Below are 25,944 nucleotides of genomic sequence, written 5' to 3'. Positions count from 1 at the left end.
GATGTTCGATAGCGGGAGGTGCGGATGCCTGGCTTCACCCATCTGCACACCGTCTCCGGGTTCTCCCTGCGCTACGGCGCCTCGCACCCGGAGCGGCTGGCCGAGCGCGCCTCCGAACGGCACATGGACGCCCTCGCCCTCACCGACCGCGACACCCTCGGCGGCACGGTCCGCTTCGCCAAGGCCTGCGCCAAGGCGGGCGTCCGTCCGCTGTTCGGCGTGAACCTGGCGGTGGAGGAGCAGGAGTCCGTACGTCGACAAAAGCGCCGTACTCCGGTCCGTGGCGGTGCCTTCATCGACGAGTCGACACCGCGGGTGACCTTCCTCGCCCGGGACGGCGCCCGCGGCTGGGCCGGCCTGTGCCGGCTCGTCACCGCCGCCCACACCGCCGAGGACACCCCGCTGCTGCCCTGGTCCGCCGCCCCCGCGGAGGGCCTGACCGTCCTGCTCGGCCCCGACTCCGACGTCGGCCGCGCGCTCGCCGCGGGACGCCCCGACCGGGCGGCGAGGCTCCTCGGCCCCTGGCGGGAGACCTACGGCGACGCCCTGCGCCTCGAAGCCGTCTGGCACGACCGCACGGGCACCGGCCCCGGCTCCCTGCGGCTGGCCGCCCGCACCATCGGCTTCGCCGCCGAGCAGCGGATCCGGCCCGTGCTCAGCAATGCCGTCCGCTATGCCGACCCCGGCCTCGGCCCGGTCGCCGACGTCCTGGACGCCGCCCGCCGCCTTGTCCCGGTCGACCCCGCCAAGGGACTGGACTCGGGGGAGGCCTGGCTCAAGGACGCGGACGTCATGCTCGAGGCGGCCGAGCGGATCGTCGAGGCCGCGGGCTTCCGGCGCGACACCGCACTCCGCCTGCTGGAACAGACGCAGGCCGCCGCCGCCGAGTGCCTGGTCGACCCCGAGGACGACCTCGGCATCGGCACCGTCCACTTCCCCGAACCGCACCTCGTCGGCGCCGGCCGCCGCACCGCACAGCGCGCGCTGGCCTCCCGGGCGGCGGCGGGCATGGTGCTGCACGGTTACGACCACCGGCGCGCCTACTGGGAGCGGATGCACGAGGAACTGGACATCATCGCCCACCACGGCTTCGCCTCCTATTTCCTGACGGTCGCTCAAGTCGTGGACGACGTGAAGAAGATGGGCATCCGGGTCGCCGCGCGCGGCTCCGGCGCCGGCTCCCTCGTCAACCACCTCCTCGGCATCGCCCACGCCGACCCCGTCGAGCACGGGCTGCTGATGGAGCGCTTCCTGTCCAAGCGCCGGCTGGTACTGCCCGACATCGACATCGACGTGGAGTCCGCCCGCCGACTGGAGGTCTACCGCGAGATCATCGGCCGGTTCGGCACCGAACGGGTCGCGACCGTCTCGATGCCGGAGACCTACCGCGTCCGGCACGCGATCCGGGACGTCGGCGCCGCCCTCTCCATGGACCCGGCCGACATCGACCGCATCGCCAAGTCCTTCCCGCACATCCGCGCGCGGGACGCCCGCGCGGCCCTGGAGGAACTGCCGGAACTGCGCCAACTGGCCGGTGAGAAGGAGAAGTACGGCAGGCTCTGGGAGCTGACCGAGGCCCTCGACGCCCTCCCGCGCGGGATCGCCATGCACCCCTGCGGAGTGCTCCTGTCCGACGCGTCCCTGCTGAGCCGTACGCCGGTCATGCCCACCAGCGGCGAGGGCTTCCCCATGTCGCAGTTCGACAAGGAGGACGTCGAGGACCTCGGGCTGCTCAAGCTCGATGTGCTCGGGGTGCGGATGCAGTCGGCGATGGCGCACGCGGTCGCGGAGGTGGAGCGGACGACGGGGGAGCGGGTCGACCTGGACGCGCTCGATTTCGAACGGGGGGACGGCGACCCGGCGACGTACGAACTCATCCGCTCCACCGAGACGTTGGGCTGCTTCCAGATCGAGTCGCCGGGGCAGCGGGACCTGGTCGGGCGGCTTCAGCCGGCCACCTTCCACGACCTCGTGGTCGACATCTCGCTCTTCCGGCCGGGGCCGGTCGCCGCCGACATGGTGCGGCCGTTCATCGAGGCGCGGCACGGGCGGGCGCCGATCCGCTATCCGCACCGGGATCTGGAAGGGCCGCTGCGGGAGACGTACGGAGTCGTCGTCTTCCATGAGCAGATCATCCACATCGTCGACATCATGACCGGCTGCGGACGGGCCGAGGCGGACCGGGTGCGGCGTGGGCTGTCCGACCCGGAGTCGCAGGGGCGGATCAAGGTGTGGTTCGCGCAGCACGCGGCGGCGAAGGGCTACGACGCGGAAACGATTCAGCGGACCTGGGAGATCGTCGAGGCCTTCGGCTCGTACGGCTTCTGCAAGGCGCACGCCGTCGCCTTCGCCGTACCGACCTACCAGTCGGCGTGGCTGAAGGCGCACCACCCGGCCGCCTTCTACGCCGGGCTGCTCACGCACGACCCCGGGATGTATCCGAAGCGGCTGCTGCTGGCGGACGCGCGGCGGCGTGGGGTGCCGATCCTGCCGTTGGACGTGAATGTGTCGGGGGTCGCACACCGTATCGAACTGGTGTCTGAATCCGGGGTGTGGGGGCTGCGGTTGGCCCTCTCCGACGTGCACGGCATCAGCGAGGCCGAGGCGGCGCGGATCGCGGACGGGCAGCCGTACACCTCGCTGCTGGACTTCTGGGAGCGGGCGCGGCCCAGCCGTCCGCTCGCCCAAAGGCTGGCCCAAGTCGGCGCGTTGGACGCCTTCGGGGCCAACCGCCGTGATCTGCAACTGCACTTGACCGAGCTGCACCGAGGCGCCAGGGGTGCGGGCGGCGGCCAACTCCCGCTGTCCGGCGGGCGGAAGACCGCGCCGGCCGGACTGCCCGACCTCTCCTCGGCGGAGCGGCTCAGCGCCGAACTGGGAGTGCTGTCCATGGACACCTCGCGCCATCTGATGGACGATCACCGCGCGTTCCTCGACGAACTGGGAGTGGTGTCCGCGCGGCGGCTGCGGGATGCCGGGCACGGGGAGACGGTGCTGGTCGCGGGCGCCAAGGCGGCGACCCAGACCCCGCCGATCCGGTCCGGCAAGCGGGTCATCTTCTCCACCTTGGACGACGGCACCGGCCTGGTCGACCTCGCCTTCTTCGACGACTCCCACGACGCCTGCGCCCACACCGTCTTCCACTCCTGGCTGCTGCTGGTGCGCGGAGTGGTGCAGCGGCGCGGCCCGCGCAGCCTCAGCGTGGTGGGCGCCGCCGCCTGGAACCTCGCCGAACTGGTCGAACTGCGCGCCGAGGGCGGCCTCGACGTGGTGGCGGCCCGGCTCGCGGAGCCGATGCCGGAAGGAAGCGGGGATTCGACGGGCGGACGGCGAATCCAGATGCCCACCGGATACGAAATGCACCCGTGGGCCGATCTGCGTCCGGCGGGTCAAGAGCCTTCACAAGTACGGAAGTTGTGGCACCAGAGTCCGGGGAGTGCGGGATGACCATCCTCTGCGTACGTTTCCAGCTGCCGTCGGCGCGCGAGGCGGCCCTGCCGGAGCTGATCGGGTTGCTCGAGGAGTTCACGCCGGTCGTCGAAGCGCTGCCGCCGGACGGGGCGCTGGCCGATCTGCGGGGCGCCGAGCGGTACTTCGGGCGTAGCGCCGTCGAGCTGGCGGCGGTGATCCGTGTCCGTTCCCTGGCCCTGTACGGGGTCGACTGTGCGATCGGCGCCGGGCCAGGACCGATGCTGGCCCGCATGGCGCTGCACGACGCCCGGCCCGGGGTGACCCATGAGCTGCCCGAAGGGCCGGACGGCATCGCCGAGCTGCCCGTCACCGCGCTCCCCGGCGTCGGCACCGCGACCGCCCGCACCCTGTGCGAGTACGGGCTCGACACCCTCGGCCTGGTCGCCGCCGCACCCCTGTCCACGCTCCAGCGCCTGGTCGGCGCGAAGACCGGCCGCGAGCTGCGCGAGAAGGCGAACGGCTTCGACCGGGGTCGGGTCGTACCGAACGCCGTCTCCCGCTCCCTGGCCGCCGAACGCCCCTTCCGTCGCGATGAGTTGGATCCCGACCGGCACCGTCGCGCCCTGCTCTCTGCCGCCGAGGAGCTGGGCGCCCGGCTGCGCGCCCTGGAGAAGGTCTGCGGCACCCTGACCCTCACCGTGCGCTACGCCGACCGCACCGCGACCACCCGCACCCGCACCCTCAAGGAACCCACCGCCCACTCGGCCGCCCTCACCCGGACCGCGTACGACATGTACGAGGCCCTCGGCCTCCAGCGCGCCCGGGTGCGGTCGGTCACCCTGCGCGCCGAGGCCCTCGGCCCCGCCGAACAGGCCTCCTACCAGCTCACCTTCGACCCGGTGGACGAGAAGGCCCGCCGTATCGAGGAAGTGGCGGACCGCGCGCGAGCGAAGTTCGGCCCGCACGCGGTGATGCCGGGGACGCTGGCGGCGTAACTCTCCTGGGTGATCTGTCAGTTGGCCCACGGCGGCACGATGCGTGTGCCGTCGGCCAGCTCCGCCTCCAGGCCGATGGAGGTGGTGACCCAGGTGAGCGTGGTCCGCTCGGTCGGGTTCTCGACGGTGAGGGTCGCGCCGGGGTTGATGATCAGGGTGTCGCCGGCCGTGACGCGGTCGGTGCGGCCGTCGAGCGTGATCAGCAGCTCGCCGTCGAGGATGTGCAGGATCTCCTCCCGGTTGACGGTGTGCGCGGGCGCCTTGGTCCCGGGCGGGATCTCACCCCGCCAGGCGCAGAGTTCCTTGCTGCCGGTGCGGGGAGTGGCGTACGAGACGAAGCGGGCGCCGTGGATCTCGTGGGTGACGGCGTCGGACTGGCGGATGACTGGCATGGGTGAGGTCTCCTCGGCTCGGCAATATGGTCAAGCAGCTTGACTATATGTGACATATCATCAAGCTGCTTGACCAATTCGTCAAGGGTGTTTCAATGCCCCCGTGCAGAACTCCGAAGCCGTCGCCCTCACCGCCGCCCTGCTCTCCGCCGCGGCCGACCTGACGCAGCGCATCAACGACCGTGTAGTGGCCCGCGGGTTCGAGGTGAGGCCCGCGCACGGCTTCGCGTTCACGCGGCTCGCCCCCGACGGGGCGACGGTCACCGACCTCGCTGTCCATCTCGGGGTCACCAAGCAGGCCGCGAGTCAGCTCGTCGAGGAGCTTGTGCGCAAGGGGTATGTCGAGCGGCGGCCGCATCCCGACGATGCGCGCGCCCGGCTGGTCGTGCTGACCGAGCGGGGGTGGGCCTGCACGAGGGCCGCGGAGGAGGCGGCCGCGGATGCGGTGCGCGAGTGGGTCGATGTGCTCGGCGAGAGTGAAGTGCGGGCGTTGTCCGACCGGTTGGGGCGCATCGCGCCCTATGGCCCCCTCAGGCCCATCTGGTGATGGTTCGTCAGTAGCACTACCACGGCACCGCCACAGCCACTGGCTAGCGCTGGAAGTTTTTACTGACGCGTAACTTCACAAGTGAACTACCCACTCGTAACTTGACGAGTGAACAGCATCCTTCGTGATCCGGATCACAGGGCGTAGAGCCGTCGCAACTCCCTTGAGCCGCAAGGAGATCACCCGATGCTGCCCTGGAAACGAGTGCTCAGACCCCTGACCGCGCTGCTGCTGACCGCCACGGTCGCCCTGGTCCCCGCCGCCACCGCTCAGGCCGCCGATTCCCCGAGCAGTGGCTGGAACAACTACTCCTGCAAACCGTCCGCCGCCCACCCCCGCCCCGTCGTCCTGGTGCACGGCACCCTCGGGAACTCCGTCGACAACTGGCTGGGCCTCGCGCCGTATCTGAAGAACCGCGGATACTGCGTCTTCTCCCTCGACTACGGCCAACTGCCGGGCGTCCCCTTCTTTCATGGCCTCGGACCTGTCGACAAGTCGGCCGAGCAGCTGAAGACCTTCGTCGACAAGGTGCTCACCGCGACCGGCGCCACCGAGACCGACCTCGTCGGCCACTCGCAGGGCGGCATGATGCCCCGCTACTACGTCAAGTTCCTCGGCGGCGCCGTCAAGGTGAAGGCCCTCGTCGGCATCGCGCCCAGCAACTACGGCACCGACCTCAACGGTCTGACCAACCTGCTGCCGTACTTCCCGGGCGCCGGGGACCTGCTCACCACCGCGACCCCCGCGCTCGCCGACCAGATCGTCGGCTCCGCCTTCCTCGCCAAGCTCAACCAGGGCGGCGACACCGTCCCCGGCGTCAGCTACACGGTCCTCGCCACCAAGTACGACGAGGTCGTCACGCCGTACCGGAGCCAGTACCTGAGCGGATCCGGCGTGCGCAACGTCCTGCTCCAGGACCTGTGCCCGCTCGACCTCTCCGAGCATGTGTCCATCGGGCTGTTCAGCCGGATCGCCTTCCATGAGGTGGCGAACGCCCTCGACCCGGCCCGCGCCACCCCGACCACCTGCGCATCGGTGGTCAGTTGAACGCGCCGGGGCCTGACCGGCCTGAGCCGCCGGTCAGGCCCCGGAGTCCTGGGGGCGTCAGCGGCCGGACCGGCCACCGCTCACCGCACGCCGGCGCACCGACGCGAACAGGGCCGCGGCGTCCAGCGCGAGGGCTGCCGCGCCGCCGACCGCGATGTAGGGAGTGCTGCTGTCGCCGCCGGTCTCGGCCAGGTTCTCCGAAGCGCCCGCCGCCTTCGGCTCGTTGGCGGCGACAGAATCGGTGGCCGCCTCGGTGGCCGGCTCCGCCGACGTGCTCGCGTCGTCGTCGCCGTGACCGTGGTGCTCGATGGTCGACTTGTCGGCGCCGTCCTCGATCTGCTCCTCGGACGGGGCGGAGGCGGACGGAGCCGGGGCCGGGGCCGCGGAGGAATCGTCGGTGGCCGGGGCGTCGCTGCCGCCGAAGGTGACGTCCGAGCAGGAGTAGAACGCCTCCGGGCTGTCCGACCGCTGCCAGACCGCGTACAGCAGCTGCTTGCCGGAGCGCTCGGGCAGGCTGCCGGAGAAGGTGTAGTAGCCGCCCGAGGCGGCCGGGTCGGTGACCGTCGCGACCGGGTTGGCCAGATCGAGGTCGTCCCAGGCCAGCGGCTGCGCCGCGTCGTAGCCGGGCTTGGTGATGTACACCTTGAAGGTGCCCTTGTGCGGGGCCGTCACGCGGTACTTGAAGGTGTACGACCCACTGCTCACGCTGGTCGCGGGCCAGTCGGCGCGGGCCAGGTCGAGCCCCTTGAACGCCTCGTTGTTCGCGCTGCACAGCTTGCCGTCCGGGATCAGTGCCTGGTGCTGCCCGTTCGCGTCGCCGATGCGTATGCCGTTCCAGTCGTACAGCGCCTGCGTGCCGCCGGCCGCGACCGCCGCCTTGCACGCCTCGGACTTCGGGCTCTCGGGCCCCTCCGCGTAACACTGCGAGACCCGGCTGACCGGGTCGCCCATCGAGCCGTGCGCGGACGCGGGCGCGGCGGCCAGCGCGGTCAGGGCGAGCGGGGCGATGCCGACGGCTGCGACGGTGGCGACCTTGCGGCGTGCGGGCATGACGGAACTCCTCGGAACGGTCACTGGATCGATGGGCCGGAACCCGTGGGGGGCGATCAGCAAGCTAGCCCCGGATGACCGTGAAATCGCCTGCTGGAGGCGGGAGAGGGAGATCCTTATGGTCGCTTTAAGGGAGTACTCAGACTGGGATCAGGTAGCTACGGTTCGAGACATGACAGACGACGAGATCCGGCCCGCCGGGGCCGCCGACGTACCGGCCGTGAAGAGCGTCACCGACGCGGCGTACCGCCCCTATGTCGAGCGGATCGGGGTGGTGCCGGTGCCCATGGAGGCGGACCACGCGGCGAACGTGGCCGCGGGAAAGGTGTTCGTCACGGGCGATCCGGTGATCGGTCTGGTCGTGCTCGAGACGCACGAGGACCATCTGTTCCTCGACAGCATCGCCGTCCACCCCGACGCCCATGGCAAGGGCGTCGGGCGACGGCTGCTGGAGTTCGTGGACGCACGCGCGCGTGCGCTCGGCCTGCCCGAGGTCAGGCTCTACACGAACGTGATGATGTGGGAGAACCAGAAGATCTACCCGAAATACGGCTACGAGGTCATCGAGCATCGCGCGGACGGGCCGTACGACCGCATCCACTACCGCAAGCGGCTCATCTGACGCGTCTCATGAACTCGCCCGCCCGGTCAGCCGTCCGGCCACCATGTGCGCGCGATGTCCTTTCGGACCTCGGAACGCTCGTCGGGGCGCTCGTCGGCCCGCTCACGGAGCCGGCGGACGTCCGTCTTCTTCAGGGGCTTCTGCACGGTGACTCGGCGCATGGCTGCCTCCTTCAGGGCTACCGGGTTCCGCGTTGTCACGGAGGTAGACCCTTTCGGCGAGGGTTCCTCATCGGTGCCCGGCTGTCAGTGGCGGTCATCACGATTTCGACCTTCATTCGACTGCGCTTCGACCAGGGCTCGATTGTCAGTGGTGGCTGTCACGCTGTGAGCATGAGCGATGACGAGAACACGCACGCCGGAGCGGTCGCGGACTGGGACGCGGCGGCCCCCACCTTCGACGACGAGCCCGACCACGGCCTGCGCGACCCCAACGTGCGCCTGGCCTGGGCCGACCGGCTGCGCGCCTGGCTGCCCCCGCGGCCGGGCGACGTCCTCGACCTCGGCTGCGGCACCGGCAGCCTGTCGCTCCTCGCGGCCGAGCAGGGGCACCGCGTCACTGGCGTCGACCTGTCCCCGGCCATGGTCGCGCTGGCGAGAGCGAAGCTCGCCGGACGTGACGCCGTGTTCCTCGTCGGTGACGCGGCGGCGCCACCGGTGGGCGAGGACCGGTTCGACTCCGTGCTCGTACGCCATGTCCTGTGGGCCCTGCCCGACCCCGGCCGCGCCCTGCGGCACTGGCGGGAGCTGCTGCGCCCAGGAGGCCGGCTCGTGCTGGTCGAGGGCGTCTGGGGCACGGTCAGCCCGGCCGGCATCTCCGCCGACCGGCTCACCGAGCTGCTCGCGCCACTCGCCGGACAAGCGCGCGTGGAACGGCTGTCGGACGAGCCCCGGCTATGGGGGAGGGCGGTGGAGGACGACCGGTATGCGGTGGTGGTCCAGCTGTGACCTCAGGCCAGCAGCGCTTCGAAGTCACCCCTGAGCGCCAAGGCCTCCAGCTCGTCCAGGGCGGCCATCGCCGAGGCCGCGGCCTCGGGGTCCCGCCGCGCCAGCCCGCTCTCGGCGAACTCGTCCTCGTCCAGACGTCGTACGTCCGTCCCGTCGGCGGAGCGCCAGAGGTCGAGGTCCAGATCCTCCACGACCAGCTCGGCGCCGGAGAGCACGGCCGGGCGCGTGATGTCGCAGTACCAGCCCTTCAGCGCGCCTCGGGCGTCGCGGACCTCCTTCACCGAGTACCAGCGGTCGCGCCAGTAGTACTCGGTGAAGACGTCGCCGGACTCGAAGCGTACGAAGCCGAAGTCGCGGGTGGTGTCGCCGGCCCAGGGTGCGCGTACCGCGATCCTGGTGCCGTCGTCGCCGAGCAGCTGTGCCGGGTAACGGATCTTCGTACGGCCCGCCTTGACCAGGACGACATCGACAGGGGTCTTCGAGTCAGCCGAGCTCGCGGACATAGCGCACCTCCGTCGCGCAGATCTCGTATCCGAACCACTTGTTGATCGCGAGCATCGGGCCGTTCCCCGCGTCGTTGCCCGTGAACGCCTCCGTGAATCCGGCGGCGCGGGCGCGGTGCAGGGAGTCGTTCTTGGCGAGCTTGGCCAGGCCCCGGCCACGGAAGTCGCGGGCGGTGCCGGTCATGACCGTGCCGTAGCGGGTGCCGCCGTCCGTGCGGGCCGCGCTGAAGGCGGCGGGGCGGCCGTCGACGAGCGCGACCGAGGTGAGCTCGGGGCTGAGCAGGGGGTGCCGCCAGGTGCTCTCCAGCCAGGCCTCGTAGTCCGTGAACTCGTAGTCGACGTCGCTCGGTTCGTCCGCCATCGTCTCCGCGTCCAGCGTGAACAGCGGGCGCGGATCGTCCGCGAAGTCGGCGGCCGACCGCAGTTCGACGCCCGGCGGGAGGTCCTGCAGCGGGGGCAGGGAACCGTTCACCAGGTCCAGGCGGAGGAAGTGGGCGGAACGGCTCGCTCGATAGCCGTGCCGCTCGGCGAAGACGCGGTTGCCAGGCTCGTCGAGGACCCAGGCGAAGACCTTGGTCGCGCCCTGCGCGGCCAGGTGCTCGTCGGCGGCACGGACCAGCAGGGAGCCGACGCCGCGGCGCGTCCGCTCCGGGTGTACGTACAGGTTGATGTAGCCCTGGCCGGGCTCCGGGCTGTCGTGGACCATGCCGACGTTGGCCGTGCCGATCACCTCGCCGTCCTCCTCGGCGACGAGGGGAAGGTAGTGGGCGTCGGGATGGGCGTGAGTGACGTCGTAGGCGATGGCCTCCGGGGTGTACAGGATGTACGGGAGGGCCTGCTGGCGGACGTGGGCGAAGCCCTCGGTGTCGGCCCGGACTTCGGGGCGCAGCTCGCGCACGATGACGGTCATGTGGCCGCACGCTACGTGGGCCGTGCGCCGCGATGCCTCTCATTTTCCCGGGGTGCGGGACAATCGGCCCGTGACCTTGAAGATCCACATCGATGACAGTGCCCCGCCGTACGAGCAGGTGCGTGCGCAGATCTCCGAGCAGGCGCGGGCGGGGGTGCTGCCCGTGGGGTACCGGCTGCCGACGGTGCGCGGGCTCGCCGAGTCGCTCGGGCTGGCCGCGAACACGGTCGCCAAGGCGTATCGGACCCTGGAGGCGGACGGGGTGATCGAGACGCGGGGGCGGAACGGGACGTTCGTGGCAGCGGCGGGCTCGGCCGCGGAGCGGGAGGCCGCGTCGGCAGCTCAGGCGTACGTGGAGCGTGTGCGGCGGCTGGGGCTCGGCGAGGAGGAGGCACTTGCCGCCGTCCGGGATGCGGTGCGGGCGGCATACAGCAAGGGCTGAGCGGACGGACGGTCACGTCGTCGGCACATGCTCCGGCACCCGCGTCACCCTCACACCTGCCTTCCTCGCCACCCCCGCGAACAGCACCGCGTCCTCCACCGCAGCTCCGCCCGGGTCGTTGTTGAAGTAGGCGTGGACGTCGTGGTCGTCGGTCCAGGTGTCCGTGATGCGGTGGACCCAGGTGGTCAGGGACTGGCGGCCGTAGCGGGGCCAGGGCTGGGCCCGGCCTTCGTGGAAGCGGACGTAGCCCCAGTCGGTGGTGCGCCACAGGGGGGTCATGGGGCGCGCCTGGATATCGGCCCAGCACAGGGCCGCGCCCCGGGCTTCGAGGACCTGGCGGACCGACTCGGTCCACCAGGAGTCGTGGCGTGGTTCGACGGCGACGCGGGTGCCGCGCGGGAAGCAGGCGAGGCAGGCGTCCAGGAGGCCGGGGTCGGCGCGGAGGGTGGGCGGCAACTGGAGGAGGACCGGGCCCAGGCGGTCGCCGAGGCCGGCCGCGTGGGTCATCAGGCGGTGCACCGGTTCCTCGGGGTCCCGCAGCCGCTTGATGTGGGTGAGGTAGCGGCTCGCCTTGACCCCGACCACGAAGTCCGGCGGGACACGCTCCCGCCAGGCCTCGAAGTTCTCCCGCGTCGGCAGCCGGTAGAAGGCGTTGTTGATCTCGACCGTCGCGAACCGCTCCGCGTACTCCTCCAGCCAGAGCCGCGTCGGACAGTCCGCCGGGTACAGAACGCCCCGCCAGTCCTTGTACTGCCACCCCGACGTGCCGACGAACAGGGTCATACGTCCATCAAAGCACCGGCCGCCCGAAACCACCGGCTACAGCCACCGCCTACAGATACAGCCCCGCGTCCGCCCGCCCCCGCGGCTCCGGCAGCGATGTCGGTGACGTGCCCCGGCGCAGCGCGTACAGCTCGGCCAGGGTCGCGCCCTCGCGGTCGATGCCCTCGTCCGTGCCGAGCCAGTTCGCCGACTCCGCGTGGGTCAGCGGACCGACCTCGATGCGGGCGAGACAGCGGCCGGGGCGGACGACGGCCGGGTGGAGGCGTTCCAGGTCCTCGTTGGTGGTGACGCCGACCAGGACGTTGCGGCCCTGTCCGAGGAGGCCGTCCGTCAGGTTCAGCAGCCGCGACAGCGCCTGACCCGCGGTGTGCTTCGCCTCGCCGCGGATCAGTTCGTCGCAGTCCTCCAGGAGCAGCAGCCGCCAGCGGCCCTTGCCCGTCGAGTCCTCCTCGCCGATGGCGATGTCCATCAGATAGCCGACGTCACTGAAGAGCCGTTCGGGGTCCAGCACGCAGTCCACCTGGCACCAGTCCCGCCAGGACCGGGCCAGCGTGCGCAGCGCCGACGTCTTGCCGGTGCCGGGCGGGCCGTGCAGCAGGAGAAGACGGCCCGCGATGTCCTCCGGAGTCGTCTTCATCAGGCGGTCCATCGCGTCCGCGACCGGTGCGGTGTAGTTGGGCCGCACCTCGTCCCACGTACCCGCGGAGATCTGCCGTGTCGTGCGGTGCGGGCCGCGCCTGGGTGAGACGTACCAGAAGCCCATCGTCACGTTCTCCGGCTGCGGCTCGGGTTCGTCCGCGGCGCCGTCCGTCGCCTGGTCGAGGACCTTCTCCGCAAGCTCCTCACTGGTCGCCGTGACGGTGACGTCGGCGCCCCGGTTCCAGCGGGAGATCAGCATCGTCCAGCCGTCGCCCTCCGCCAGCGTCGCGCTGCGGTCGTCGTCGCGGGCGGAGCGCAGCACGCGGGCGCCCGGCGGCAGAAGGGTCGCCCCGGACCGTACGCGCTCGATGTTCGCCGAGTGCGAGTGCGGCTGCTCGCCCGTCGCGAAGCGGCCGAGGAACAGCGCGTCGACGACGTCGGACGGCGAGTCGCTGTCGTCGACGTTGAGCCGGATCGGCAGAGCTTCGTGAGGGTTCACAGACATGGGGCCATGATCCGGCACGCGGGCCCCGTGTGCACCCGGTTTCCGCAGTGGGCCCGGAGTGTCGGGTGTGTCGTGTATCGCCGGTGTTGGTGGTGTCCGTCCAGTAACGGGAACAGCCTCCCGAACGGCCGTTTCCGCCGATACTCTTGCCCTCGATGGGACGTCATGGGTGGAATTCGGGGGCAGGGCGGTGGCGGCTCACCGCGCTGCTCGGGGTCGGTGCGGCCGCGCTGGCCCTGGTCGTGACCCTGCTCAACACGCTTCCGGGGAACGGCGTGAGCACCGACGGCACCTCACGCGAAGGCGACAAGGTGCACGGCACGCCGGCCCCCACGCCGGACAGGCCCGAGCCCGAGGTCGGCTGGGGTTTCACGCACACCCAGTTCAGCGCCGACGAGGGCAGCTCGGCCGCCGTCGCCCGCGTCGAGGGGCTGCTGGCGCAGGGCGGGGGCCTGCCGCAGATCCAGCACATCATGGGCTGGGGTGCCGACAACCCCGAGCCGGTGAAGGGGCGTTACGACTTCGAGGCGATGGACCGCCGTATCGACTTCGTCCGTCGGTCCGGCGGCACCCCGGTGGTCACACTGTGCTGCGCCCCGGACTGGATGAAGGGCGGCAAGGCGGGCGTCGACGCCACCGACTGGAGCCAGGCAGCGCTGGAGACCGCGCCGGAGCCCGAACACTTCGACGACTACGCCGCGCTCGCCGCGACCGTCGCCAAGCGGTATCCGGACGTGCGCCACTTCATCGTCTGGAACGAGTTCAAGGGCTTCTGGAACGACGCCGAGGCCCGCTGGGACCACGAGGGTTACACCAAGCTCTACAACCTCGTGTACAAGGCCCTGAAGAAGGTCGACAAGGACATCCTGGTCGGCGGCCCGTACCTGGTCATGGACAGTCTCGATCCGCGTGAGGACGACGCGTCGAAGACGTTCAAGGGGCCCTGGGGCGCGATGGACCAGCGGACCCTGGACGCCTTCGACCACTGGAACGAGCACAAGATCGGCGCCGACTTCGTCGTCGTCGACGGCTCCAGCTACACCAGGGACGACGAACTGCTGCCCGACGAGTTCGCGGCCACCGACAAGTTCACCGCCGTCGGCCAGTGGGTGCGCGAGCGGGCGCCCGGACTGCCGCTGTGGTGGGCCGAGTACTACGTCGAGCCCGCCGACGGCAACGACGACCGGCACGGCTGGTCCGAGGCCCGCCGCGGCGCCGTCCAGGCCGCCGGGATGATCGCGATGGCCAAGGGCGGCGCCTCCTCCGGCTTCTACTGGAACCCGGAGGACGAGAAGGGCACCGAATGCCCGGGGTGCCTGTGGACGCCCACATCCGGGAGCCGGGGCGGCCAGAAGCTGCCCATGTACGACCTGGTCTCGCGCTTCAACGCCGAGTTCCCGCCCGGCACGCGGTACGAGAACGTCTCCGTCGCGCAGTCCGACGTCTCCAAGGTCCGGGTCCTCGCCACCGGCAAGGTCGCCCTCGTGGTCAACACGCAGGACCGGCAGGTCGGCGTGACGGTCGACGGCCATCGGCTCACGATGCAGGCGTACGAGGTGAAGTGGCTCCGGCGTTGAGCCACTTCACCTACTTGATCGTCAGGAACCGCTGCACCAGCGAAGCCAGCAACACCGCCAGCAGCGGCAGCGAGAACCAGAACGTGCTCTGCAGCCAGCGCAGTTGCCGCACGCTCGGCCGCACCGCGACCCGGACCACCTCGCGCGCGGTGAGCAGCACGATCAGCGCGAGTGCGGCGAGGCCTCCGACGACCGACCAGGGCGTCCAGGTCACCTGGGGCCCGATCGGGCCGGGGTCGGCCTTGGGGATGTCGCCCGCGGGCTGTTTGCGCAGGGTGTAGATGGTCACGTCCTCGTTGACGTAGGCCTTCGTCAACTCCTTCCGCCTGTCCAGGTTCTGGATGAGCCGGGTGTCCCAGGTCTTCGAATAGCCCATGTCCAACTGCAGAAAGACCACCTGGCTGCGGTTGATCATCAGATACGAGTTCGGGCCCGCGTCCTTCAGCGCCTTGACCAGCCCTGACACCAGCACCGGGTCGGTCGGCGCCAGAGTCGGCAGATACGCCACCTTCTCCATGTCCCGCGAGCCCCACGGCATCGCCGGTGTCACGTCGTTCACCGTGTCGCTGCTCAGCCACAGCAGCCGGGCGCTCGGCTTGTCATGGGCGTACACGTACTCCATGCCGGCCACCTCGCCGGGCCGTACCCGCTCGAACGGTTCGTTGCCCCAACGGGCCACCAGGAAGCCGCCCATGAGGACCAGGCCCGCCATCAGCGCGGCCAGCGGTGCCAGGCTCACCCGGTCCTTGTCGCGCTCCTTCGCGGTGACGCCGGTCCGCGGGAAGAGGGCGAGACCCATCAGCAGGGCCGCGCCCGGCAGCGCGAACATGAAGACACGCAGCGCCATTTCACCGCCGTACGACTGCATGCCGAAGGCCAGGAACGGCACGAAGGTCAGGACGAGCAGCGAGCGCTCCCGGTACTTGTGGTCGCGCCGCCGCCACCAGCCCCAGCAGGCGAACGCCATCACACCGCCGGCCAGCAGCACGCGCGCGTACAGCACGAGTTTGTGTGTCGAGCTGCCGCCCTCGATCCGGCCGGACACCGACGAGGACACATTGCCGCCGACCCCGCCGACCCCGCCGAACAGCTCGTCGAAGTGGCCGGACCAGTACGGCTCGGCCATGAAGCCGATCCAGGAGATCACCATCACGCCGAACAGGATGGGCAGGCCGCGCAGTTCGGACTTGCCGATCAGCACGAGGACCGTCACCACGCCGAGCATCACGAACGGGGTCAGCTGGTGCGCGGGCACGGTCGTCGCGAACAGGCCGAGCACGACCAGCAGCAGCACGGCACGCTGCCGCCGGTCCGTCGGCTCTACCTCCGCCTCGCCGGGCCGCTGCTTCGTCCAGATCACCCGGGGCGCGCGGAACCAGACCAGCAGGATCGCCGCGAACACCAGATACAGCAGATAGGTGAAGCCCTGCGGTGAGAAGTAGTCCTGGCCGACCCAGCCGCTGAGCACGAACACCCAGATGCCGGTCCACTTGGCGCGCCAGCTCGCCCGCATCGAGCGGGTGAGCAGGAACAACGGCGCCAGGTACAGCAGCTGCATGGTCAGCGGCCACCAGCGGATGATCTCGGTGAAGTCCGTGATCCCGCATGCCTCCGCCACGAACGTGGCCGCCGCGAAGAAGCCCGGCCAGCTCCAGCGCGCGTCCAGGTCGGGTACGGCGGACCCGGTCCGGTCGATGTAGTCGAGGAAGCCCAGATGCTGCCAGGCCGTCGCGAACCGCGGTTCCGTCTCGATCACCGCGGGCAGCGCGTGCAGCGACACGACGGTGACGAGCAGCGTGATCAGCAGCAGGGCCCGGTGCTCGCGCTGAGGCCAGAGCAGCGACGCGAACACCACGATCAGCAGCGCGGCGCCGGTCAGCGTCGGCAGCGGCAGTACGGAGATCAGCCCGAGCCCGCCCATGCCGTCCAGGTCGGCCTCGCCCAGGCGCAGGGCCGGGACCCAGTACAGGAGCAGGGCGGCGATCAGCAGACAGCCGAGGATCAGGCCGGAGCGGGTGGGCTGGAGGCGTTCGCGGAGGGAGCGGGGTGCGGGAGGTTCGGGGGGTTCCGGGGTGTCCGGAACCTCGGCCATCGGCGCCGGAGCAGCCGAAACCTCCAGGCCCGGCTCCCGCTCCTCCACCGGTGACCCCGGCTCCCGCTCCTCCACCGGCAGCCCCACGACCTCCGGCACCCTCGACTTGAGCGCCCACGTCGGCCGGTGATGCTCCACCCGCACCACCGGCGACCCCGTAGGCGGCGTCCCCGGCCCCGGACGCACATCCGGGCGGCGTTCCTGGTGGTCGAAGTCGACGTGGATGCCGAGGGCGAGCGTGTCGGAGTCGAGCGCCCAGCCCGGCCCGCGCCGACGCGGCTTCGCTCCGACGGGAACCTCGCGCGCCCCCAGGTCGGCGAGGTCCCCGTCGGGCGGTGCCGCGTCCTGGGGAGCGGCGGCCGGTGCGGTCATGACGGTCCGGAAGAGCTTGGGCGCGGCGATCGCCACGATCACGGCGAGGCTGCCGACCTCGGCGACGCCCGCGCCGGCCAGCCCCATGCGGGGCAGCAGCACCAGCGTCAGCCCGAGCACCAGCGCGCACAACAGGCCCTGCAGCCACGCGAGTCCGGCGGTACGGCTCTGGGCGCGCAGTACCGCGAAGTACGTCTCCATGACGACCCGCAGCAGCCCGCCCACCGCGAACCACCGCAGCAACGGCGTGGCCGCGTCCGCGTAGCCCCCGCCGAAGACTCCGAGGATCCACGGGGCGCCGAAGAACAGGATGACGGCGACCGGCACCATGATCCGGGCCATCCGCTTCAGCGCGGCACGGGTGTTGGCGGCCAGCCGCCCCGGATCGTGCGAGCCCTCGACGGTCAGGGAGGCGCCCATGTTGATGGCGAGCAGATTGACCGTCCCGCCGATGGTGGCGGCGATGTAGAAGTACGCGTTGTCGGCGGAGCTCACCTGCGCGGCGACGATCACCGGCACCAGATAGACCACCGCGAGTGAGAACAGCGACCCGGTGTAGTCGCCCGCCAGGAACCGCCCGATCTCCCTCAGCGTCGGCGGCTTGGCCTGCTCGTCGGTCGCCTTGACGTGCCCCGGCACCAGTCGCCGGAACACCAGCCAGCCCAGCGGCAGCACCGACACGGCGATCGCCGCGACCCACGACACGAAGACGCCGGCCATCGGGACCGCCGCGGCGATCGCGACCAGCAGCACCAGCTTGACCGCGGAGAACACGGTGTTGCCCACCGGCACCCACAGCGCGCTGCGCAGCCCGGTCAGCACCCCGTCCTGAAGGGTGAGCAGATTCCAGGCGATCACCGCGACCACGAACCCGAGCGCGGGCAGCGGCCCGTTCAGGAAGCGGTACGACGGCCCCCACATGTCCAGCGCGAGCAGGAAGACGCCCGCGGCCAGCGCCACGATCACCGAACTGCCCGCGTAGGTACGGAAGATGAGCCGCCCGGTACTGCGTCCGGCGAGCGGTATGAAGCGGGCCAGCGCGCCGGTCAGCGTCACCGCGGTCAGCCCCGCGAGGAGCTTCATCGCGGCGATCGCGGCGGAGCCCTGGCCGACCGCCGACTCGGAGTAGTAGCGGGCGGCGACCAGCCAGTAGCCGAGGCCCAGCACGGCGGAGATACCGGTGTTGAGCATCAGCGCGTAGGCGTTGCGGAACAGCTGGCTGCCGCCCCCGGACCGGCCGAGTCCGGGCAGACGCAGCCGGCGCCCCGACCGCTCGGGCGCCTGTGTCTCGGGCTGGGCCTCGGTCTTGGTGGTCGTGTCAGACACGGGAACGGATGGCCTTCCGGCGGACCTGTCGGGCTCTGCGGACCAGGGCGTACCCCTTGGTGAGGGCACGGTCCCCGGCGAACGTGCGCGCGATCGCGCGGCCCTCGACCAGCCGCGTGAACTCGTCGATCGACGTGCTGCGCCGCACGGTGAGGCGGGTCAGGGCGTACGGCCCCTGCCGGCGCCGCGCGAGGCCGTTGCTGACGGCGAGCGCCTGGCCGTACCCCGTCTCGTGGACCGCCTCGCGCACGCGGCGGGTGGAGTAGCCGTACGGGTAGGCGAACGAGGCCGGGACGGAGCCCAGTTCGTCCTGGACGATCTCCTTGCACAGGATCAGCTCCCGGCGCAGCCGGTCGTCCGGGAGCTGGTCGAGCTGCGGGTGGGTGTGGCTGTGCCCGCCGATCTCGACGCCGGCGGACGCGAGATCGCGGACCTGTTCCCAGTCGAGCATGGTGTCGAGTGCGCCGCCCGCGTGGTGCGGGCCGCGCAGCCAGCCGGTGGTGACGAACACGGTGGCCGCGAAGGAGTGCTTGGCGAGCACGGGCAGGGCGTGCCGGTGCACGCCCTCGTAGCCGTCGTCGAAGGTGACCAGGACCGGGCGGTCGGGCAGCGGTCCGCCGTGGCGCCAGCGTTCGGCCAGCTCCGCCGTGGAGACGGGGGTGAGGCCGAGGTCGGCGATCACCGCCATCTGTTCGGCGAACGCCTCGGGTGTCACCGACAGGGCACGGGTGGCATCGTTCGGTTCGGCCGCCACCGCGTGGTACATGAGGATCGGCACGCGCGCGTCAGTCACGACCGCCCCCCGACTCCGGCACGACGAAAGCCCCCTTGCGTGCCCGCACACTCCCCACGACGTACCCGCTCGCCGCCGTCAGCACCCCCGCGACGATCGCGCCCGCCCGGCCCGCGCCGCCCGGCCGGGCCAGCAGGGCGTCGCGCAGCCCGCGGGCCACTCCGGCGGGCAGCACCCGGGTCGCGTACCGGCGCTCCGACTCAAGTCCCTTGTCGGCGCCGACACTTCGGGCCACCAGCGCCTTGGACAGGCCCTCGGCGTAGGTGCGCGTGCGAAAGTACCCGAAGTGCTCACGCGCCTCGGGCACCCTGTGGTGGATCACCGCACGGTCGTCGATCAGCAGCACGGCGTCCGGTCTGGCCCGGGTGAGCCGGATGCACAGCTCCGTCTCCTCGCAGCCCAGCGGGCGCTTGTCACCGTCGCGTCCGATGCCGGTGGCGAATCCGCCGGCCGCCTCGAACGCCGTACGACGGAACGAGGCGTTGCCACCGAGGACGTTGCGCACCCGGACCCGGCCGGCGGGCAGGCCCTTGTAGGTGCAGCCCACCACCCAGTCGAACTCCTCCGGGAACCAGGCCGGCCGGCGCCGCGACGCCCAGATCGGCATGGTGCGCCCGCCGACCGCCATCACCTGCGGGTCGGCGTACCCGGCCGCGAAGTGCCGCAGCCAGTCGCGTTCGGCCACGGCGTCGTCGTCGAGGAAGGCGATCACCTCGCCGTGCGAGGCCGCGATACCGGTGTTGCGGCCCGCGGACAGACCGCGGGGACCCGCGTTGGCGAGCACCCGCACCTCGGCCACTTCCTTGTACTCCTTGGCCAGCCGGTCCAGGAGTGTCGCGTTGTGGTCGACGACCAGCAGCGTCTCCAGGGCGGGCCGGGACTGCGCCCGGACCGAGGCGACCGCCGCGAGGATGTCCTCCCAGCGGTCCTCGGTGTAGACGCAGATCACGACGGAGATGTCCGGGCTGCTCAAGACACCTCTCCCCGCGTCGAGTCGAGTACCGAGTCGAGCATCGGGGAGTGCTGCTCACGGCGGCGCAGCGCACGCCGGTTGGAGCGCTCCCTGAGGATCACCTTGAGCACCCGCAGCCCGTCCCGCACGGCCCGCAGATTGCTGGTGCCGTGGATGCGGAGGTACTCGTGACTGGGTATCTCCTGCACCTTCAGACCCGCCTTGACCACCCTGATGTTGATCAGGGTCTCGATCTCGAAGCCGGTGCAGTCGAGCTCGATCTTGTCCAGGCAGTGCCGCCAGAACGCGTTGTATCCGTAGCAGAGATCCGTGTAGCGGGCGCCGAACTTGCGGTTGACGGCCGTGCACAGCGCCCAGTTGCCGAGCTTTCTGATCGGCGTCATGTCGTCGGTGCCGCCGCCGTTGGCGAAGCGGGAGCCCTTGGCGAAGTCCGCGCCCGAGACGAGGGCGGAGACGTACGAGACGATCTCGTTGCCGTCGGCCGAGCCGTCCGCGTCGACCATCACGATGATGTCGCCGGTGGCCGCCGCGAACCCGGTGATCAGCGCGTCCCCCTTGCCCTTGCCGCGCTGCTCGACGACCTTGACGTCGGGCCACAGCTCGCGGGCCACTTCGACGGTGCCGTCGGTGGAGTTGCCGTCCACCAGAACCACTTCGTGGATCCAGCTGGGCAGCGTCTTGAAGACGTACGGAAGATTCTCCGCCTCATTCATGGCGGGAATCACCACACTCACCGGCGGCGCGATGGCCAGGTGAGAGGAGATGGGCCGGTAGGCACCGGCGGTGGTTGGATCCTGGCCCGTGCTGGCTGGGCGCAGAACTGAGCTCATGAGTCTGGTCCCTCTCGTCCGGTGGACCGCCCGCCCCCGGGCGGCCCGGCTCTTTGTCCGGTTCGAAAGGGGGGTATCTCACTCACGGCATGCCGAAATCGATCTCCGTGCATGCCGAGTGAGCTGGCAAAGCTGGCCGACTGCCGCGAACGGGCATTCGGTCGCGCGGCACGACTCGGCACATGGTGCGATCACCGAGCACGGCACCCCCCTACCGCGCCCCGCGCCGGAGCCATCGCGGTCCTCGAGCCCTCCCCTCGGACCGAACGCCGATGAACCCGATGCGGGTGAGATGTACGACGGTATTGACGATTGAGCCTGTATGGCAAGACCTGGAACAAGGCCTCACATTTTTGTTGTTCTGTCCGTTACCAAACGATAGATTGCGATTCCTATCGTTCCGATCGGATTTTTCCTATCCGTTTGAGCATGTTGTCCGCTCGTTCGAACAGTTCCGGCCGGGCCACCACCGTGTTGCGCAGCGCCCGGACCGGAGCGCGGCGCGCCCGGTGCCCGAGCGCCACCGGATGGCGGCGCGTCACCCACCCTTCGGACACGTTGAGTTCCCGTGTCTTGAGGGAGTCCTTGTATTCCTTCTGGCCCCGGCCGAGATCCAGATACGCGATCCCATCGGCGGCGGCAGCCTCCGCCATCCGCAGATGCAGGATCAGACCCGGGGAGTACTTCGCGAACGCCGGGTCGTACGCCGGGAACCAGCAGGCCAGCACCCGCTCGGTGCGCAGCCCGAAGTGCGCGGCGATCGGCGTCTCGCCCGCGTACAGCACGGACAGGATCCCCGCGAACGGCTCGGAGCGGGTGTGGAAGAGGTGCCGCACGAGCTGCGTGATCCACTCGTGCGCGAACCGGTCGCTGCGCCCGGTCCTGCGGTACTGCGCCGACTTCCACCCCATGAGCGTGCGCAGGGCGGCCGGGTCCCGCTCGTCATGGACGTAGCGCACCTCGCCGGCGTCCCGGCCGAGCTTGCGCTCCTTGGCGAGCGTGGTCCTGGTGAACTTCGGGGACCGGGCCCGCAGATCGCTCAGATAGGGGTCGTAGCCCTGGTCGACGTCCATCACGGGCGACGCGAAGCTTCCGGTGGCCTCCGCCTGGAACGGCCCCTGGCCCTCCACCAGGTGGTCGAACTCCCAGACGGACAGCCCGCAGGCCCGCAGCAGCGCCCGGGCGTCCCAGCTGAACCCTGGCCGGTGCACCAGGCCCTGGGCGTCCGAGATGCCGAGGCCGATGGCCCGTCCGACGCCGGCGGCGGATCTCTGGTGCGGGAAGAACGCGGCCGGTTCGCCGTCCTCCCGTACGACCGCGATCCGCACCCCGCGCCGGTGCCGTCCGACCGCGAGCGTGAACTCGGGGGACAGGAACGGGTTCGCCAACTCGGGAGATCCGTGCAGATGGGCCTTCGACTGCATGGCTGTCCAGGCCGCCCGGTCGGCTTGGCTCAGCTCGCCGGGGCGGTACACGCTGATGTCCACGTCAGTCAGTCCGCCTTTGAGCCGTACGGCCGCGCAGCCGCCGTACCAGAACCAGCAGGAGAGTCAGGGAGCTGATCGCGGTCACGGCCGCGACACCGCCTCCGATGGACCACCGGTGCACGGCCAGCATGGCCTGGGCGACCAGCATGTTCACGACGACCGCGCCCGCGCCCGCGACCAGGATCCGGCCGAGCGGGGGCAGTCCGTGCAGGGCCGCGGCGATGGCCGTGGCCGGTGCCGCGAGCAGGAAGAAGAGGGTGAGCGGGCCGCGCAGCGGCGAGCCCGAGTCGGCGAGCGCGAGCACCGCGCCGACCCCACCGACGGCGGTCGCGGCGCCCGCGAGCAGCGGCGTCAGGTCTCTCGCCGGCCCGGGACGCGCGCGCTCGGCGCCGTCCGTTGAAGAACGCTTGATACCTATGGTCTGCATTGGCGACTTTGCCCCCCGACGCGCCGGATGCCGGACTTCAATGTGACGCAGCCGTGCGGGGGCCGTCAAGACGGGGAAGACGGCGACCCCGACTCGTGACGCTCTTTGCACAAGTGTTCCCCGGAGGCGACGCACGCCTCCGGGGAACTCCCTGTCACTTCAGGCCGGTTGCCGTCACGGAACGATCTTCAGCAGCCGGTTCGGGGAGCCGGTGCCCGGGCTGGTGACCACGCCGGTGGTCGCGCCGCTGGTCAGCGCCGAGGCGACCTGCGCCGGGGTGGACGAGGTGTGGTTCGCCAGATAGACCGCGGCCGCGCCCGCGACGTGCGGCGTCGCCATCGACGTACCGGAGATGGTGTTGGTCGCGGTGTCGCTGGTGTACCAGCCCGCCGTGATCGAGGAGCCCGGCGCGAAGATGTCCAGAATCGAGCCGTAGTTGGAGTAGCTCGCCTTTGCATCCGTGTTGGTGGTGGCGCCCACCGTGATCGCCGAGGCGACGCGGGCCGGGGAGTACGAGGAGGCGTTGGCGCTGCTGTTGCCCGCCGCGACCGCGTAGGTCACGCCGCTGGCGATGGAGTTCGCGACCGCCGTGTCCAGCGTCGTGGAGGCGCCGCCGCCGAGCGACATGTTGGCGACCGAGGGACCGGAGTGGTTCTGCGTCACCCAGTCGATGCCCGCGATCACGCCCGCCGTGGTGCCGGAGCCGCTGTTGTTCAGCACCCGCACCGCCACGATGTTCGCCTTCTTGGCGATGCCGTACGTGCTGCCCGCGATCGTGGTGGCCACATGGGTGCCGTGGCCGTTGCCGTCGGAGGCAGTGGTGTCGCCGTCGACCGCGTCGTAGCCGTAGGTGGCGTGGCCGCTGATCTCCGAGTGGGTGATCCGGACGCCGGTGTCGATGACGTATACGGTCACGCCGCTGCCCGCGCTGTCCGGGTATGTGTAGGTGCCGGACAGCGGGAGCGAGGTCTGGTCCGAGCGGTCCAGGCCCCAAGGGGCGTTGCTCTGTGTGGTGTCGGTCAGCTGGACGCGCTGGTTCTGCTCGACGGAGGCCACCGCCGGGTCGGCGGCGAGTTGCTTGGCCTCGGTTGCGGAGAGGGTGGCCGTGTAGCCGTTCAGCACCGTGCCGAACGTCTTCTTCACCGTGCCGCCGTACTCCGTGACCAGGCTCTTGCCCGCGCTCGACGCGGCCTTGAGGCCGGCGCTCTTCTTGAGCGTGACGATGTAGCTGTCCTTGATCGCGGTGGGGGAGTCGGCGGCGAGCACCTTGCCGGTGGCCGGTGCGGCCTCGGCGGGAAGTGTGGTGAGCCCGCCCACGAGGGCGGCGGTCGCCAGGCTGGTTATCGCGGCGAACCGGAATCTCTTGCTACGCAGCTGTGCCATACGAGGGAGTCCTCCTCTTGGCGGCGCGCGCCTGGGTGGGGCGCGTGTCTGTGGGGGGTGCGCGCGTCATCGCGCACACGACCCGGAGCGTCGCGTTCCGTCCCGGGCTGAAGTAAAGGATCAGCCGTCTGCGGGCGTAGCGAAAGGGAGTTGAGCGTCTGTCAACAAATCTGTCATGGGCACGAAATCTGCGGCCGGGTGAACTCATGGAGGAGAACCCGGAAAGGCCCGGAAAGTCTTGGCATGGACACTTCCGTTCAACACGCGTAGTTGCTACGACGGTTGTGGCAGAGATCCTGCTATAGGGAGGTTCCATGAGACGTTCCCGAATTGCCGTATACGTCAGTTCACTCCTCCTGGCCGTCGGTGTCACCCTCACCGGATCGGCCGCCGCGCAGGCCGCCCAGCCCGCCGCAGAAGGCGGCTACGTGGCCCTCGGCGACTCCTACTCCTCCGGACTCGGCGCGGGGAGCTACCTCTCCTCCAGCGGCGAGTGCAAGCGCAGCACGAGGTCGTACGCCTACCTCTGGGCCGCCGCCAACTCACCCTCGACGTTCGACTTCACCGCCTGCGCGGGCGCCCGAACGGATGATGTTCTGGCGAGTCAGCTCGGCCCGCTCAGCGCCGCCACGTCCCTCGTGTCCATCACCATCGGCGGCAACGACGCCGGCTTCATGAACGTGATGGTCACCTGCGTGCTGCAGTCCGACAGCGCCTGCGTGTCCCGCGTCAACACCGCGCGGGCGTACGTCGACTCGACGCTGCCCGGCAAGCTCGACAACGTCTACTCGACGATCCGTGCCAAGGCACCGTCCGCCCGCGTCGTCGTGCTCGGTTATCCCCGCCTCTACCGGCTCGGCGCCCTCTGCCTCGGGCTCTCCGAGACCAAGCGGAAGGCGATCAACGATGCCGCCGACCACCTCGACACCGCCATCGCCAAGCGCGCCGCCGACCACGGCTTCGCCTTCGGCGACGTCCGTCCCACCTTCACCGGCCATGAGATCTGCTCCGGCAGCCCCTGGCTGCACAGCGTGAACCTGGCCAACATCAGCGAGTCGTACCACCCGAACGCGGGCGGCCAGTCGGGCGGCTATCTGCCGGTCCTCAACGCGAACGACTGATGCTCGAAGCGAACGACTGATGCTCGAAGCGAACGACTGATGCTCGACGCGAACGGCTAGGGAGAAGCCGTAGGTGAAGGGGAGACCCCGCCCGTCGGGGTCTCCGACTCACAGGTCACCGAGAACGGCACCGAGTTGGACGTGGTCCGCACCGGGTCGCGCACCTCGACACTGATCTCGTTCTCGAAGGTCCCGCTGGCGTCGTACGTCGTCACGAACGCCCGGTCCTGCTTGGTCCGCGAGCCGCCCTCGGCGAACGACAGCGTCTTCCAGCCCGGATCCATCACCTCGCCGTCCTGGGACACCCACCGATAACTCACCTCTGCCGGCAGCTGCCCGACCGTGATCGTCGCCGTGAACGCGGGCGCCTCGCCGTTCGGCGGCGGACACGCCCCGGAGTACTCCGTGTTCGCCCCCGCCAACGAGACCTGCACGGACTGCTGCGGCGGTGGCGAGGTCGTCTCCTCCTCGCTCTGACTCTTGGTAGGCCCGGTCGCCCCACCGGCCCCGTCGTCGTCCTCGGACGGCGAACTGCCCTCGCTCGTCTGGCTGGTGGTGGTGCCGCCCCCTTGATCGCCCCCGTTGTCCTCCCTGTTCAGCAGGGCGTACGTCAGTCCGGCCAGGGCCAGTGCGAGGGCGGCGAGGCCCGCGACGATGGCGATGGCGGCGCGGCGGTTGCGGTCGGGTTCCCGGGTCGTGGTGGTGGTCGCCGGGGTGGGGACGGGCTGGGTGGAGGGGAACGGCGGGGTGGGCGCCTGCTGCGGCTGGGC

General features: G+C 70.6%; 23 protein-coding genes and 1 pseudogene. 9 read left to right on the top strand and 15 right to left on the bottom strand.

Going from position 1 to position 25,944, the window contains the following annotated elements; translation table 11 throughout:
• Positions 1 to 24 precede the first annotated feature (24 nt).
• Positions 25 to 3,447 carry a DNA polymerase III subunit alpha gene (locus tag ACTWQO_RS34390; protein ID WP_443241296.1) on the top strand — a complete coding sequence of 1,141 codons (3,423 nt, stop codon included), beginning with the start codon at positions 25 to 27 and terminating at the stop codon, positions 3,445 to 3,447.
• The gene (locus tag ACTWQO_RS34385; protein ID WP_443241295.1) at positions 3,444 to 4,406 is read left to right on the top strand and encodes a DNA polymerase Y family protein; all 963 of its coding nucleotides are present in this window, start codon (positions 3,444 to 3,446) and stop codon (positions 4,404 to 4,406) included. The genes ACTWQO_RS34390 and ACTWQO_RS34385 overlap by 4 nt, the downstream gene beginning before the upstream one ends.
• Positions 4,407 to 4,423: 17 nt before the next feature.
• On the opposite strand, the gene ACTWQO_RS34380 is transcribed toward ACTWQO_RS34385, so the two are convergent.
• Positions 4,424 to 4,798, bottom strand: coding sequence for a cupin domain-containing protein (locus ACTWQO_RS34380; RefSeq protein ID WP_443241294.1), 375 nt, complete (start codon positions 4,796 to 4,798; stop codon positions 4,424 to 4,426).
• Positions 4,799 to 4,901: 103 nt separating this feature from the next.
• On the opposite strand from ACTWQO_RS34380, the gene ACTWQO_RS34375 reads away from it, so the two are divergent.
• Together ACTWQO_RS34375 and ACTWQO_RS34370 are read left to right on the top strand one after the other, a co-directional pair.
• Positions 4,902 to 5,345, top strand: a complete 444-nt coding sequence (locus ACTWQO_RS34375; protein ID WP_443241293.1) for a MarR family winged helix-turn-helix transcriptional regulator — start codon at positions 4,902 to 4,904, stop codon at positions 5,343 to 5,345.
• A gap of 186 nt (positions 5,346 to 5,531) precedes the next feature.
• On the top strand, positions 5,532 to 6,392 hold the full coding sequence (locus ACTWQO_RS34370; protein ID WP_443241292.1) for an esterase/lipase family protein: 861 nt from the start codon (positions 5,532 to 5,534) through the stop codon (positions 6,390 to 6,392).
• A 57-nt stretch (positions 6,393 to 6,449) separates the two neighbouring features.
• On the opposite strand, the gene ACTWQO_RS34365 is transcribed toward ACTWQO_RS34370, so the two are convergent.
• Positions 6,450 to 7,442, bottom strand: a complete 993-nt coding sequence (locus ACTWQO_RS34365) for a lytic polysaccharide monooxygenase (protein ID WP_443241291.1) — start codon at positions 7,440 to 7,442, stop codon at positions 6,450 to 6,452.
• Between the two features lie 172 nt (positions 7,443 to 7,614).
• Between ACTWQO_RS34365 and ACTWQO_RS34360 the strand changes: the two genes are divergently transcribed.
• Positions 7,615 to 8,064, top strand: coding sequence for a GNAT family N-acetyltransferase (locus tag ACTWQO_RS34360; RefSeq protein WP_443241290.1), 450 nt, complete (start codon positions 7,615 to 7,617; stop codon positions 8,062 to 8,064).
• A gap of 26 nt (positions 8,065 to 8,090) precedes the next feature.
• On the opposite strand, the gene ACTWQO_RS34355 is transcribed toward ACTWQO_RS34360, so the two are convergent.
• Entirely contained in the window at positions 8,091 to 8,225 is a 135-nt protein-coding gene (locus tag ACTWQO_RS34355; protein ID WP_443241289.1) for a hypothetical protein, read from the bottom strand.
• Between the two features lie 171 nt (positions 8,226 to 8,396).
• Here ACTWQO_RS34355 and ACTWQO_RS34350 point away from each other — a divergent pair, with 171 nt between their 5' ends.
• On the top strand, positions 8,397 to 9,011 hold the full coding sequence (locus ACTWQO_RS34350; RefSeq protein WP_443241288.1) for a class I SAM-dependent methyltransferase: 615 nt from the start codon (positions 8,397 to 8,399) through the stop codon (positions 9,009 to 9,011).
• A 2-nt stretch (positions 9,012 to 9,013) separates the two neighbouring features.
• Here the strand turns inward: ACTWQO_RS34350 and ACTWQO_RS34345 are convergent, their stop codons facing one another.
• Both ACTWQO_RS34345 and ACTWQO_RS34340 read right to left on the bottom strand, forming a co-directional pair.
• On the bottom strand, positions 9,014 to 9,514 hold the full coding sequence (locus ACTWQO_RS34345; protein ID WP_443241287.1) for a DUF402 domain-containing protein: 501 nt from the start codon (positions 9,512 to 9,514) through the stop codon (positions 9,014 to 9,016).
• The gene (locus tag ACTWQO_RS34340) at positions 9,495 to 10,424 is read right to left on the bottom strand and encodes a GNAT family N-acetyltransferase (protein WP_443241286.1); all 930 of its coding nucleotides are present in this window, start codon (positions 10,422 to 10,424) and stop codon (positions 9,495 to 9,497) included. The genes ACTWQO_RS34345 and ACTWQO_RS34340 overlap by 20 nt, the downstream gene beginning before the upstream one ends.
• A gap of 70 nt (positions 10,425 to 10,494) precedes the next feature.
• On the opposite strand from ACTWQO_RS34340, the gene ACTWQO_RS34335 reads away from it, so the two are divergent.
• Positions 10,495 to 10,866, top strand: coding sequence for a GntR family transcriptional regulator (locus ACTWQO_RS34335; protein WP_328367421.1), 372 nt, complete (start codon positions 10,495 to 10,497; stop codon positions 10,864 to 10,866).
• Between the two features lie 12 nt (positions 10,867 to 10,878).
• On the opposite strand, the gene ACTWQO_RS34330 is transcribed toward ACTWQO_RS34335, so the two are convergent.
• Both ACTWQO_RS34330 and ACTWQO_RS34325 read right to left on the bottom strand, forming a co-directional pair.
• Complete coding sequence (locus ACTWQO_RS34330) at positions 10,879 to 11,649, bottom strand: DUF72 domain-containing protein (RefSeq protein ID WP_443241285.1); 771 nt, start codon at positions 11,647 to 11,649, stop codon at positions 10,879 to 10,881.
• A 49-nt stretch (positions 11,650 to 11,698) separates the two neighbouring features.
• Entirely contained in the window at positions 11,699 to 12,793 is a 1,095-nt protein-coding gene (locus tag ACTWQO_RS34325; protein WP_443241284.1) for a DUF5925 domain-containing protein, read from the bottom strand.
• Positions 12,794 to 12,948: 155 nt separating this feature from the next.
• On the opposite strand from ACTWQO_RS34325, the gene ACTWQO_RS34320 reads away from it, so the two are divergent.
• On the top strand, positions 12,949 to 14,370 hold the full coding sequence (locus ACTWQO_RS34320; protein WP_443241283.1) for a GH39 family glycosyl hydrolase: 1,422 nt from the start codon (positions 12,949 to 12,951) through the stop codon (positions 14,368 to 14,370).
• A 10-nt stretch (positions 14,371 to 14,380) separates the two neighbouring features.
• On the opposite strand, the gene ACTWQO_RS34315 is transcribed toward ACTWQO_RS34320, so the two are convergent.
• The 7 genes from ACTWQO_RS34315 to ACTWQO_RS34285 all read right to left on the bottom strand — a co-directional run bounded on the left by ACTWQO_RS34315 (position 14,381) and on the right by ACTWQO_RS34285 (position 24,053).
• Positions 14,381 to 18,160, bottom strand: a complete 3,780-nt coding sequence (locus ACTWQO_RS34315; RefSeq protein WP_443241282.1) for a lipopolysaccharide biosynthesis protein — start codon at positions 18,158 to 18,160, stop codon at positions 14,381 to 14,383.
• Positions 18,153 to 18,953: a polysaccharide deacetylase family protein gene (locus tag ACTWQO_RS34310; RefSeq protein WP_443241281.1), complete on the bottom strand. Its 801-nt coding sequence runs from the start codon at positions 18,951 to 18,953 to the stop codon at positions 18,153 to 18,155. The genes ACTWQO_RS34315 and ACTWQO_RS34310 overlap by 8 nt, the downstream gene beginning before the upstream one ends.
• Complete coding sequence (locus tag ACTWQO_RS34305) at positions 18,946 to 19,926, bottom strand: glycosyltransferase family 2 protein (protein WP_443241280.1); 981 nt, start codon at positions 19,924 to 19,926, stop codon at positions 18,946 to 18,948. Before ACTWQO_RS34305 ends, ACTWQO_RS34310 begins: the two co-directional genes overlap by 8 nt.
• Positions 19,923 to 20,756, bottom strand: coding sequence for a glycosyltransferase family 2 protein (locus tag ACTWQO_RS34300; protein WP_443241279.1), 834 nt, complete (start codon positions 20,754 to 20,756; stop codon positions 19,923 to 19,925). The genes ACTWQO_RS34305 and ACTWQO_RS34300 overlap by 4 nt, the downstream gene beginning before the upstream one ends.
• Before the next feature lie 392 nt (positions 20,757 to 21,148).
• Positions 21,149 to 22,243: a GNAT family N-acetyltransferase gene (locus ACTWQO_RS34295; protein WP_443241278.1), complete on the bottom strand. Its 1,095-nt coding sequence runs from the start codon at positions 22,241 to 22,243 to the stop codon at positions 21,149 to 21,151.
• 1 nt (position 22,244) lies between these two features.
• On the bottom strand, positions 22,245 to 22,670 hold the full coding sequence (locus tag ACTWQO_RS34290; protein ID WP_443241277.1) for a hypothetical protein: 426 nt from the start codon (positions 22,668 to 22,670) through the stop codon (positions 22,245 to 22,247).
• A gap of 174 nt (positions 22,671 to 22,844) precedes the next feature.
• Positions 22,845 to 24,053: a S8 family peptidase gene (locus tag ACTWQO_RS34285; RefSeq protein WP_443241276.1), complete on the bottom strand. Its 1,209-nt coding sequence runs from the start codon at positions 24,051 to 24,053 to the stop codon at positions 22,845 to 22,847.
• Between the two features lie 314 nt (positions 24,054 to 24,367).
• Here ACTWQO_RS34285 and ACTWQO_RS34280 point away from each other — a divergent pair, with 314 nt between their 5' ends.
• On the top strand, positions 24,368 to 25,174 hold the full coding sequence (locus ACTWQO_RS34280) for an SGNH/GDSL hydrolase family protein (RefSeq protein WP_443241275.1): 807 nt from the start codon (positions 24,368 to 24,370) through the stop codon (positions 25,172 to 25,174).
• A 56-nt stretch (positions 25,175 to 25,230) separates the two neighbouring features.
• On the opposite strand, the pseudogene ACTWQO_RS34275 reads toward ACTWQO_RS34280, so the two are convergent.
• Positions 25,231 to 25,944: pseudogene (locus ACTWQO_RS34275) on the bottom strand (serine/threonine protein kinase); the annotation flags it as partial.

The organism is Streptomyces sp. 4N124 (genome assembly GCF_052245395.1).
Taxonomy (GTDB): Bacteria; Actinomycetota; Actinomycetes; order Streptomycetales; family Streptomycetaceae; genus Streptomyces.
Note: the sequence above shows the minus strand (reverse complement) of the source record. Positions and strands in the feature narration are given on the sequence as shown.

What these genes read in the sequence shown, in the direction of transcription:
- ACTWQO_RS34285 (WP_443241276.1), bottom strand. Translation starts at nt 24,053, where the DNA reads ATGGCACAGCTGCGTAGCAAGAGATTCCGGTTCGCCGCGATAACCAGC.
- ACTWQO_RS34290 (WP_443241277.1), bottom strand. Translation starts at nt 22,670, where the DNA reads ATGCAGACCATAGGTATCAAGCGTTCTTCAACGGACGGCGCCGAGCGC.
- ACTWQO_RS34300 (WP_443241279.1), bottom strand. Translation starts at nt 20,756, where the DNA reads ATGAGCTCAGTTCTGCGCCCAGCCAGCACGGGCCAGGATCCAACCACC.
- ACTWQO_RS34390 (WP_443241296.1), top strand. Translation starts at nt 25, where the DNA reads ATGCCTGGCTTCACCCATCTGCACACCGTCTCCGGGTTCTCCCTGCGC.
- ACTWQO_RS34360 (WP_443241290.1), top strand. Translation starts at nt 7,615, where the DNA reads ATGACAGACGACGAGATCCGGCCCGCCGGGGCCGCCGACGTACCGGCC.
- ACTWQO_RS34385 (WP_443241295.1), top strand. Translation starts at nt 3,444, where the DNA reads ATGACCATCCTCTGCGTACGTTTCCAGCTGCCGTCGGCGCGCGAGGCG.
- ACTWQO_RS34320 (WP_443241283.1), top strand. Translation starts at nt 12,949, where the DNA reads ATGGGACGTCATGGGTGGAATTCGGGGGCAGGGCGGTGGCGGCTCACC.
- ACTWQO_RS34325 (WP_443241284.1), bottom strand. Translation starts at nt 12,793, where the DNA reads ATGTCTGTGAACCCTCACGAAGCTCTGCCGATCCGGCTCAACGTCGAC.
- ACTWQO_RS34330 (WP_443241285.1), bottom strand. Translation starts at nt 11,649, where the DNA reads ATGACCCTGTTCGTCGGCACGTCGGGGTGGCAGTACAAGGACTGGCGG.
- ACTWQO_RS34380 (WP_443241294.1), bottom strand. Translation starts at nt 4,798, where the DNA reads ATGCCAGTCATCCGCCAGTCCGACGCCGTCACCCACGAGATCCACGGC.
- ACTWQO_RS34350 (WP_443241288.1), top strand. Translation starts at nt 8,397, where the DNA reads ATGAGCGATGACGAGAACACGCACGCCGGAGCGGTCGCGGACTGGGAC.
- ACTWQO_RS34370 (WP_443241292.1), top strand. Translation starts at nt 5,532, where the DNA reads ATGCTGCCCTGGAAACGAGTGCTCAGACCCCTGACCGCGCTGCTGCTG.
- ACTWQO_RS34365 (WP_443241291.1), bottom strand. Translation starts at nt 7,442, where the DNA reads ATGCCCGCACGCCGCAAGGTCGCCACCGTCGCAGCCGTCGGCATCGCC.
- ACTWQO_RS34340 (WP_443241286.1), bottom strand. Translation starts at nt 10,424, where the DNA reads ATGACCGTCATCGTGCGCGAGCTGCGCCCCGAAGTCCGGGCCGACACC.
- ACTWQO_RS34280 (WP_443241275.1), top strand. Translation starts at nt 24,368, where the DNA reads ATGAGACGTTCCCGAATTGCCGTATACGTCAGTTCACTCCTCCTGGCC.
- ACTWQO_RS34345 (WP_443241287.1), bottom strand. Translation starts at nt 9,514, where the DNA reads ATGTCCGCGAGCTCGGCTGACTCGAAGACCCCTGTCGATGTCGTCCTG.
- ACTWQO_RS34355 (WP_443241289.1), bottom strand. Translation starts at nt 8,225, where the DNA reads ATGCGCCGAGTCACCGTGCAGAAGCCCCTGAAGAAGACGGACGTCCGC.